Source organism: Streptomyces sp. NTH33, assembly GCF_003236365.1.
Lineage (GTDB): Bacteria > Actinomycetota > Actinomycetes > Streptomycetales > Streptomycetaceae > Streptomyces.
In genome coordinates this window covers 1-8,474 of the sequence record NZ_POTZ01000311.1, presented here as the reverse complement: position 1 = coordinate 8,474, position 8,474 = coordinate 1, and the positions used below count along the sequence as shown (strand labels likewise).

The 8,474-nt window shown below is 70.3% G+C and carries 6 protein-coding genes and 2 pseudogenes; all 8 read right to left on the bottom strand.

Annotation, left to right across the window (positions count from 1 at the left end; all coding sequences use genetic code 11):
• Nucleotides 1–481: pseudogene (locus C1I97_RS25400) on the bottom strand (hypothetical protein); the annotation flags it as partial.
• A gap of 322 nt (nucleotides 482–803) precedes the next feature.
• Nucleotides 804–2,303, bottom strand: a complete 1,500-nt coding sequence (locus C1I97_RS25395; RefSeq protein ID WP_111005493.1) for an ATP-binding protein — start codon at nucleotides 2,301–2,303, stop codon at nucleotides 804–806.
• A gap of 131 nt (nucleotides 2,304–2,434) precedes the next feature.
• Complete coding sequence (locus tag C1I97_RS25390) at nucleotides 2,435–3,337, bottom strand: MauE/DoxX family redox-associated membrane protein (RefSeq protein WP_258382726.1); 903 nt, start codon at nucleotides 3,335–3,337, stop codon at nucleotides 2,435–2,437.
• 36 nt (nucleotides 3,338–3,373) lie between these two features.
• Entirely contained in the window at nucleotides 3,374–3,991 is a 618-nt protein-coding gene (locus tag C1I97_RS25385; protein ID WP_111005492.1) for a cell wall protein, read from the bottom strand.
• A gap of 13 nt (nucleotides 3,992–4,004) precedes the next feature.
• Nucleotides 4,005–4,427: a hypothetical protein gene (locus tag C1I97_RS25380; protein ID WP_111005491.1), complete on the bottom strand. Its 423-nt coding sequence runs from the start codon at nucleotides 4,425–4,427 to the stop codon at nucleotides 4,005–4,007.
• Between the two features lie 181 nt (nucleotides 4,428–4,608).
• Complete coding sequence (locus tag C1I97_RS25375; RefSeq protein WP_111005494.1) at nucleotides 4,609–5,799, bottom strand: acyltransferase family protein; 1,191 nt, start codon at nucleotides 5,797–5,799, stop codon at nucleotides 4,609–4,611.
• A 260-nt stretch (nucleotides 5,800–6,059) separates the two neighbouring features.
• Nucleotides 6,060–8,291 (bottom strand): bifunctional polysaccharide deacetylase/glycosyltransferase family 2 protein, encoded by a 2,232-nt coding sequence (locus C1I97_RS25370; RefSeq protein ID WP_111005490.1) that lies wholly within the window; start codon nucleotides 8,289–8,291, stop codon nucleotides 6,060–6,062.
• A pseudogene (locus C1I97_RS40120) lies at nucleotides 8,291–8,474 on the bottom strand (hypothetical protein); the annotation flags it as partial. The gene C1I97_RS25370 and the pseudogene C1I97_RS40120, both read right to left, overlap by 1 nt.

The following is an 8,474-nucleotide window of genomic DNA, read 5'->3' as shown; positions in this document are numbered from 1 at the left end:
CCTCCACCGTCACCGGCACGAAACCGGCGGCCGCGAGCCGTGCCGTGCACTTGGCCCAGCGCCTCCGCGTGACGACGAGCCCCCCGCCGGCGAGCGCCATCATCAGGCCCCACAACACCCCGGCCACGACAAGAAGGGTGCCGTCCGCCGTCCTGAGCCTCGCCACGAGGGCGCCGGCCCCGACGATCAGGCCCACGACGGCGTTCCGCAAGCGCTTCTCGGAGTTCTTGTCGGTGAGGTCGATGGTGATGCGTGCCTTGAGGAGTTTCAGCGTGTCCGGCGCGACCGGCGGCAGCGACTTGCCGTCCCCGGCGTTCGGGTACTGCGCCCAGTTCTGCGCGGCCCGCGCCCGGGCCTGCGGACTGGGATCAGGTACGACGAACAGCGTGACCACGATCTTGTACCCCCCGCCGAGCCGAGAATCGGCGTACTCGTATCCGAACTGCTGGGCTATGGAGGCGAGTCTGACCGTCTTCCTCACGGTCCCCCTGGGGATGGGCAGCTCAACGGGCTGCCCTTGCCGCATCAACTCCATCAACTGCCGAACCTGTTGCTCGATCACAGCATCCGCCCCCTGTTCGACTTCCTGGACCACGACGTTCTGTGCGACGCCGAAGGTACCGCCGGACAGGGGCCGACCGGTACGCCCGTGCCCGCCCGGTTCAGGACTCGCCCGGCCGCCCCACGAGTCCGCGTACCCCTCCACGAGGAACAGCCCGCCGCCTGGGCCGACTTCATCTCCTGCGCGGTACGGACCGCGCACGGACCACCCCTGGCGGCCGGACCAGCGCCGACCTCGCGGCTCACCCGGTGCCGTACACATCCCAAAGTGCCATCAGCAGTACCCGCCCCGCCCGTTCCGCCTCCACGAGGTCGGGAGCCGGTTCACTGCGCGTGAACAGGGCGAGGACGCTGTCGCCGGCATCCCAGCCCTGCGTACACAGCAACTCCCGGATGTGCTCGAGCCGGCGCACGTCGGCGGCGGTCCCGTGCTTGTCGGTGGCCTTGGCTTCACCGATCACGGTGATACGGGCCCCCTTGTCCCGAGGACGTGAGGTGCGGCTGAGCGCCACCACGTCGACCTCGTGTCCTCGATGCTCACGGCAGGGGATGGCCGTCGTACCCACCTGGCCGATGTCGTCGAGGCCGCGCTCCCGCCCGTACCGGAGCGTCCACTGGCGGGCCAGGTCCTCGAAGTGCGGCCCGAGGACCTTGGAGGAGAAGGTCTCCCGCGACCGCTCCCATGCCGCCCGCCCCTCCCTCATCTCGAAGTCGACGAGGTTCGGCCGCACGATCAGGTCATGGAAGCGGACGATGGGATCGGCCACGGTGATCACCGGCTTGCGTTGCAGCAGCAGATCCTGGTCGTACCGGATGAAGGCGGCCGCCTTCATGATGTTGAGGTGATACGTCAGCGACCTGGCGTCCATCCCCACCAGCCCGCCGATCTGCGTGGGCGTGGCGGCGCCGGAGGCCACCGCCTCCCAGATGGCGTGATAGGTGGCACGATCGCTTATGCGCGGATCCTCGGCCAGCAGGTACTCGGGCTCGGTGAAGAGGATGTGCGAAGGGTTGAAAACGCTGCGGGAGAGCCACCTGTAGAACCCTTCCTCGCCGCGCTCGCCCGATACGGACTCCGGCGCGTCCCCGATGACGTCCCGGTAACCGGCCGCGCCGCCGAGAACGGCATCCACCAGGAAGGCCGTATCGGGGTCACTCACACCCCAGTACTCGGCCGCGTCCCGGAACCCGAAAGGTCCGATCCGCATGTCGAGCACAGCCCTCCCGCGCAGAGCCTGGTCCCCGGCGAGCAGCGTCGACATGGTCGAGATCGCGGAGCCGCACAGGACGATGCGCAACGGCGGTCGTCCGGACGAGGGACCGCGCTGGTCGTACAGGGCCTGGAGCACGGAGGGAAGCTCCGGCGAGTGCGCGACGAGGTAAGGAAACTCGTCGAGGACGAGCAGGGGGGGCGTCGTCGCGTCGCGGCGGCTCGTGAGCACGTCGGCTGCGGTGTCCATGGCCTCCACCCAGGAGGTGAAGCGGCCGACCCGGAACCCGAGACCTCGGGCCAGGCTGTCGGCGAAGCGGTCCAGGGCCATGGCACGGCTCTGCTGGAGGGCGAGAGTGTAGACGCCGTCGACAGCCCGGCACAGATGTCCCAGCAGGAAAGACTTGCCGTGCCGACGCCGACCCCGCACCACGCCGATACGCAGGCCGGGGGCCGGGTCGACGCAGAAGCGAGCGAGTTCGTCCCACTCGTGCGTCCGGTCGAAGACGGCCGCCGGTTTGGGGATGGGCATGGCCGGACCTCCTGAGGACCCTTAGCCTGACTCCGGTCAGTCTAATCAGAGTCAGGCTAGAGGTCACACCGAATGGCTCGCCGCCACCTGCGAGGGCACGAGCAGGCGGCGGCGAGCCGTGTGATCGCCGCTCAGCCGACCATCGGCAGAGCCCGGCGCGGGGAGACCGCGTTCAGCATCTCCTGCGCCACCGGTTCCCCGCTGTCCGCGTCGACGAGGCCGACGCGGATCACGGGGTCGCCGGGGGTGTCGCGGGCGGCGGTGGCGTCCAGGGCGAAGACCACGGACACCGGCCGTGCGCTCTCCCCCGTCCCGTACACCCCCGAGTACAGCAGGATGCGCCAGCCGCCCTCCTCCCAGTGGTCCAGCAGACCCGAGCGGACCACCGGGGAGGCGGTCTGCCAGGCGAGGGAACGCTCCAGCAGCTCCACGCTGGCGGCGACCGGCACGCGGTCCCCCGCCCCGCCGCCGAGGAGCGGATGCCCGAAGACCCGCAGCCTCAGCCGGCGCAGCGGAAGCAGCCACCACCGGTCGAGGTCGACCGAGAGCGCCACCAGGACGGCCGCGGCGACGGCCAGGAACACGAGCGAACCGCCGGGCCGTGCGGTGAACGTGGACCACCAGGCGCCGTGCGCCACCGCCGCCGTCGCGCCGCCCGCAAGCACCACCGCGGCGCGCGTGAACGCGCGCCAGGTGATCGGGGTGTCCTCGTTCGCCGAGCAGCCGCACGAGGACTGCGGTGCCAGCGCCCGGCCGTAGCCGAGATAGCCGAGGAACCCGGCGCCGAGGACGGCGGTGGCCGCGCCCGGCACCGGGTGCGCCGGTACGGCCAGCAGCCCTGCGGCGAGCAGGAGTTCCACGGCGCCGACACCGCGCAGCACCAGCGCCGCCCGCTCGCTGCTGCGCAGCATGCGCGCCAGTGCCGTCCTGGGTGCCTGGCGCGCGGTGTCCCGGCTGAAGAGCTTGACCGAGCCGGTCCACCCGAGCAGGCCCGCAAGGACCAGCGGCACAAGGCCGGTTGTCAGTGAGAGCACCTTTGCCTCACCCCTCTCCCTCCTCCGGTCCGGCCGTCAGTGCCCGACGGAAATACGGACGACGTCCACCGAGTTGTCGGACGGCCGCCAGGCCCCGAGCACCTGGGCGCTCTGCCCGATGCGCAGCCGGGACAGGTCCGAGGTGAGCGCGCGGCCCGCGTAGGAGGCGTTCGTCGTGTCCGGGAGGACGCGGCCGACGACTTCGTGCTGTCCGTGGGAGAAGTGCAGCCGGTTCTTCGCGATCCCGCGGATGACGGTGTCGAGGTTCACGATGTTCACCCACACCGCGTCGGCGGCGACGGTGCCGTCCGGCATCGGGACGCCACGCGCGTAGAGACCGTCACCGATCTCGATCTCGGCCGCGGTGGTGGGCCGGACCTTCCACACGCTGGTGGCGTTGGTCATCTGGACCCGGGAGTGGTCGCCGTAGGATCCCGCGACCTGAAGGACACTGCCGGTGATGCCGGTGATCCGGCCCTCCACGAAGGAGGACTTGGGGATCGCCGGGTCGAGCGACGGTTCGGAGGCGAAGGCCGCGTCGGCGTCGATGCCGCCGAGGGCGGTCGCGCCGACGATGGTGGCGCCGCCGAGGGCGGCCGTGGTGAGGAAGCGCCGGCGGCCCAGGCCGCCGTTGCCGTTCTGACGGTACGTCATGATGGTCTCCTCCTCACTCGTAGATGTAGACCGGCAGCTTGCCGGAGCTGAGGCTGCCGATGGCCGAGAAGGCGGCCGGAGTCAGGTCCAGGACGCGGTTGGTGCGGCAGGCGCCGTTGCAGCAGGTGGCCTCGCCGCACCAGCTCTTGGTGCGGGGCCCGCAGTCGGTGATCGTGATGCAGACGGTGGCGCCGGAGCACTGGTGCCTGACGTTCATCACGGCACCGCAGCCGCGTCTGGGGATGTTCTCGCCGCACAGGTCGGGCCGGGTGATGTCCCAGCACGCCTGTGACGCGTTGGGCCAGGCGCCGTGATTCGCGCTGGACCGGCAGTTGCCGCAGGCGCCGCCGCCCGCGCTGCCGCACGGACCCCACGCGGATCCGCAACAGAACCAGCTCGTCTCACCGGCCCACAGGCTGGTCGAACCACAAGCCATCGTGCTGCCTCCTCCTGTCGCTGTATGTCGTGCTCATGACAAACCGATCGAAGGGTGTTGCGCACAAAGCACCCCCATGATGCGCCCGTCTACGCGCGTTGGCCAGAAGGCGGTTGAAGATTCGTCAATCCGAACGGCCGACAGGGCCGGTCCCTCCATGAGGGACCGGCCCCGGACGCTTCTATCCGGCGTTCGCGCCGTGCCGGGTCCTGGACCGGCCACGGGAGGAGCCGTCCGGCCACAGTTGCGGCTTGCGCTTGGCCGCCAGGTCCTCGACCCAGCCGAACCAGACGATGCAGCCGCCGATGAGCAACCAGGCAATGCCGAGGATCGGCCACGGGCTGCGCAGCAGCCAGGAGAAGTGCTGCTCCATCACGCCGACGTCCCACAGCCGGTCCCACACCGCGGAGGCGGCGAGGATGCAACCGGTGTGCCAGAGGTAGATCGTCACCGCCCGGGAGTTGACCAGTGTGATCAGGCGGGTGAAGGGACGCAGCCGACGGGGCCACTCCGACCAGGACGGGCTGAAGTGCAGGAGCAGCAGCACCGCCGCGAAGGACCACAGGCACTGGGCGAACGCGATGTCGTCCAGGTCGTGCCCCTCCTTGTAGTCGTGCGACAGCGCGTACCACAGTCCTACGCACGCGATGACCGGAGCCACGGACGGGACGATGTAGCGGGGGACGCTCTTCAGCACGCCTTCCTGGTAGGCCATGCCCAGGATCCAGCAGGCGCCGAAGGTGGTGAAGTCGGTGAGGGCGGACGACAACCGTTCGCCTGGCAGGGGGAGATAGTTGAACTCGAACGCCGCTGACAGGGCGATCGGCGAGAGAACGGTCACCCACGGCAGTGCGCGCAGGGCTTTGAGGAGGAACGGGGACAGCAGGACGTACCAGAGATAGGCGCGGAGGTACCACAGCGGTATGGCGAGCCCCGCCGCCCAGTCGTCGCCGATGATGCCGTGCAGGCCCTCGGCGTACGGCGGGTCGCCCAGCGGAACGATCCAGTACGCGAGGTGGAACCACCACCAGCCGGGGTGCCCGTCGCTGCCCGGACCCCAGCCCTGCAGCACCATGCCGCTCACGCCGATCGCGCCGAGCAGCCACAACGGCGGCAGCAGACGACGCATCCGGCTGCGTATGACCTGCAGGGGCGGACGCTTGAGGGAGCGGGCCATGAGGTTGCCCGCAAGCGCGAACATCACCCCCATGGACGGGAAGAGCAGGGGCAGCCAGGCCCAGCCCATCAGGTGGTAGAGGACGACGCGGAAGAGCGCGATCGCACGGAGCAGGTCGAAGTAGTGGTCGCGTCCGGGGCCCGCCGGCTTCCCCGCCGCGTCAGGCGCGCCCGTCGCGGTGGCCGTCGTGTTCATCGCGTCCGCCGACTTCTGAGCGGGAATCACCGCCTCGCCGGCACCGCCGTACGGCCACGCGGCCGTGGTCCGGTCTGCCGTCCCCACCGGGTCCCCGTGGTCCCCGTGGTCCCCGTGATTCCTGTGGTGCCGGTGGTCCCTGTAGTCCTCGTACGGCGGGTTCACCGGGGCCGGCGTCGCGTCGGCCGGTGCCGTGGGGCCGTGGCCGTAGCCCGGTGTGTCCAGCGGCGGCGTGCCGCCCGCCGTGTACTCGTGTGCCGTCATCCGACGGGCCTCCGTTCACTGCCGCTGCTCGCCGTCCGCTGTTGCGGGAACGAACCGGGCGCCTCGACCACGCCCGTGCGCCGCAGCTTCTGCCAGCGCAGCCGGCCGCCCGTGAGCGCCGTCATCCAGGAGCGCAGCAGGACCACGTACATCAGTTGCCGATAGAGGATCTGCTGGAGCGGCAGCGAGAGGAGGTGGGTCATCCGCTCGCGGTCCAGCCGGAAGGCGTACGCGGCGCAGAACGCCTGCACCGCCAGCACGCCGAGCCAGGCGCCGACCGTCTTCTCCGTGGGGCCGAACACCAGCCCGTACAACAGGAACACGTCGATCAGCGGGGCCAGCAGCGGTGCCACCACCATGAAGAGGGAGACCAGTGGCAGGCCGACACGGCCGAAGCGGCCCGAGGGACCCCGCTCGATGACGGCCCGGCGGTGCTTCCAGATCGCCTGCATGGTGCCGTACGACCAGCGGTAGCGCTGGGACCACAGCTGCTGCACGGACTCCGGGGCCTCGGTCCAGGCGCGGGCGTTCTCCGCGTACACCACCCGCCAGCCGTCGCGGTGCAGCGCCATGGTGACGTCGGTGTCCTCGGCGAGCGTGTCCTCGCTCATGCCGCCCACCCGCTCCAGCGCGCTGCGCCGGAAGGCACCGACGGCTCCGGGGATCGTCGGCATGCACCTGAGGATGTCGTACATCCGGCGGTCGAGGTTGAAGCCCATCACGTACTCGATGTGCTGCCAGGCCCCGATGAGCGAGTCCTTGTTGCCGACCTTGGCGTTGCCGGCGACCGCACCGACGCGCGGGTCGGCGAAGGGCTGCACCAGCTCGCGGACGGTGGACGGCTCGAAGACGGTGTCGCCGTCCATCATCACGATGATGTCGTACCGGGCGTTGGCCACGCCCCGGTTGAGGGCGGCCGGCTTGCCCGCGTTGAGCTGCCGGATGACCCGTACGCCCGGCAGGTTCAGGTCCTCGACGATGCGGGCGGTGCCGTCGCTGGAGCCGTCGTCGATGACCAGCACCTCGATCGGGTGGTCGCCGGCGACGAGGGAACGCACCGTGTTCTCGATGCACTTGGCCTCGTTGTACGCCGGGACCAGGACCGTGACCGGCTCGGTGACCGGGCCGTTCGGGCCCCAGCGGAAGTTCTTCCGGCGCACCCGGCGGGCGTGCGCGCCGGAGAGCAGCAGCATCAGGCCGAAGCGGGCGAGGACGAGGGAGCCCACGACGACGAGGCCGACGCCCAGCACGTCGGTGAGTTTGTCCGAGGCCTTGACCAGGAATATCCAGGCCCGGCCCTTCCACAGCTCGGCGCCGGTGACGGGGGTGTGTGCGCTGGGCGCGCCGAGGGCCTCGGTGAGGTTCTGGAACTTGTAGCCCTTGGCCTGGAGTTCGGGCAGGAACCGGTCGAGCGCTTCGAGGGTCTGTTCCCGGTGGGCGCCGCCCGAGTCGTGCATCAGGACGATCGCGCCGTCGCCGTTCTTCGGGGTGGCGTTGCGGATGATCTGGTCGACGCCCGGCCTCTTCCAGTCCTCGCTGTCGGTGTTGTTGAGAACGGTGAGGTAGCCGCGGGAGCCGATGTACTCGACGACCGGCCAGGACCTGTTGTCCAACGCGTCCGGGAAGGACGAGTACGGCGGCCGGAACAGCGACGTACGGACACCGGCGGCGCCCTCCAGGGCCAGCTGGTTCTGGGACAGCTGCCAGTCGATGCCGCGCTGCGACTTGTAGGTCAGGTCGGGGTGGTTGAAGGTGTGCAGTCCGATCTCGTGGCCCTCGCGCACGATGCGCTTGATCAGGTCCGGGTGCTGCGAGGCCATGGTTCCGGTGATGAAGAACGCCGCGTGCGCGTCGTGCTTCTTGAGCACGTCGAGCACCTTCGGGGTCCAGACGGGGTCGGGCCCGTCGTCGAAGGTGAGGACGAGCCGGTGTTTGGGCAGGCTCAGGCTGGTGGCCTTGCCGTTGCGGGTGTCGATGATCGGGCCGCCCGTGGAGATCTCCTTGGGCACCTTGTCGAAGGCTCCCACGGATCTGATGCGGTAGTCGGCGAGGATCTCGCTGCGCACATAGCCGCGCAGCATCAGCATGGCGGTCATGGCGAGCAGCAGCATGACGGGCAGCACCCAGCGCATGGGCAGCCGGTAGCTCCGCGTGTTGACGCGGGCCGGGGCACGACGGGAGCGACCATCGGCTCTGCTGGAGCGGCGACGGTTGGAGCGGGAGGCCATCAGAGGACGTTCTCCGGGGACTGGACGGATGTGACACCGGGCCGGGCAGCCTGACCGGTGGAGGCGGCCGGGGGCGCGGTGGCGCCTCCCCCGGCGTTGTTGGTGGTGCCGCCGCTGCCGCCGGAGTCACCGGTCCTGCCGGTGGTGATCGGGTCCGGGCTCGGGTCCGGGTCGGCCGAGGGC

Excerpts from the sequence above, each read along its gene's own strand:
- C1I97_RS25380 (WP_111005491.1), bottom strand. The coding sequence starts at position 4,427 with ATGGCTTGTGGTTCGACCAGCCTGTGGGCCGGTGAGACGAGCTGGTTC.
- C1I97_RS25375 (WP_111005494.1), bottom strand. The coding sequence starts at position 5,799 with ATGAACACGACGGCCACCGCGACGGGCGCGCCTGACGCGGCGGGGAAG.
- C1I97_RS25385 (WP_111005492.1), bottom strand. The coding sequence starts at position 3,991 with ATGACGTACCGTCAGAACGGCAACGGCGGCCTGGGCCGCCGGCGCTTC.
- C1I97_RS25370 (WP_111005490.1), bottom strand. The coding sequence starts at position 8,291 with ATGGCCTCCCGCTCCAACCGTCGCCGCTCCAGCAGAGCCGATGGTCGC.
- C1I97_RS25395 (WP_111005493.1), bottom strand. The coding sequence starts at position 2,303 with ATGCCCATCCCCAAACCGGCGGCCGTCTTCGACCGGACGCACGAGTGG.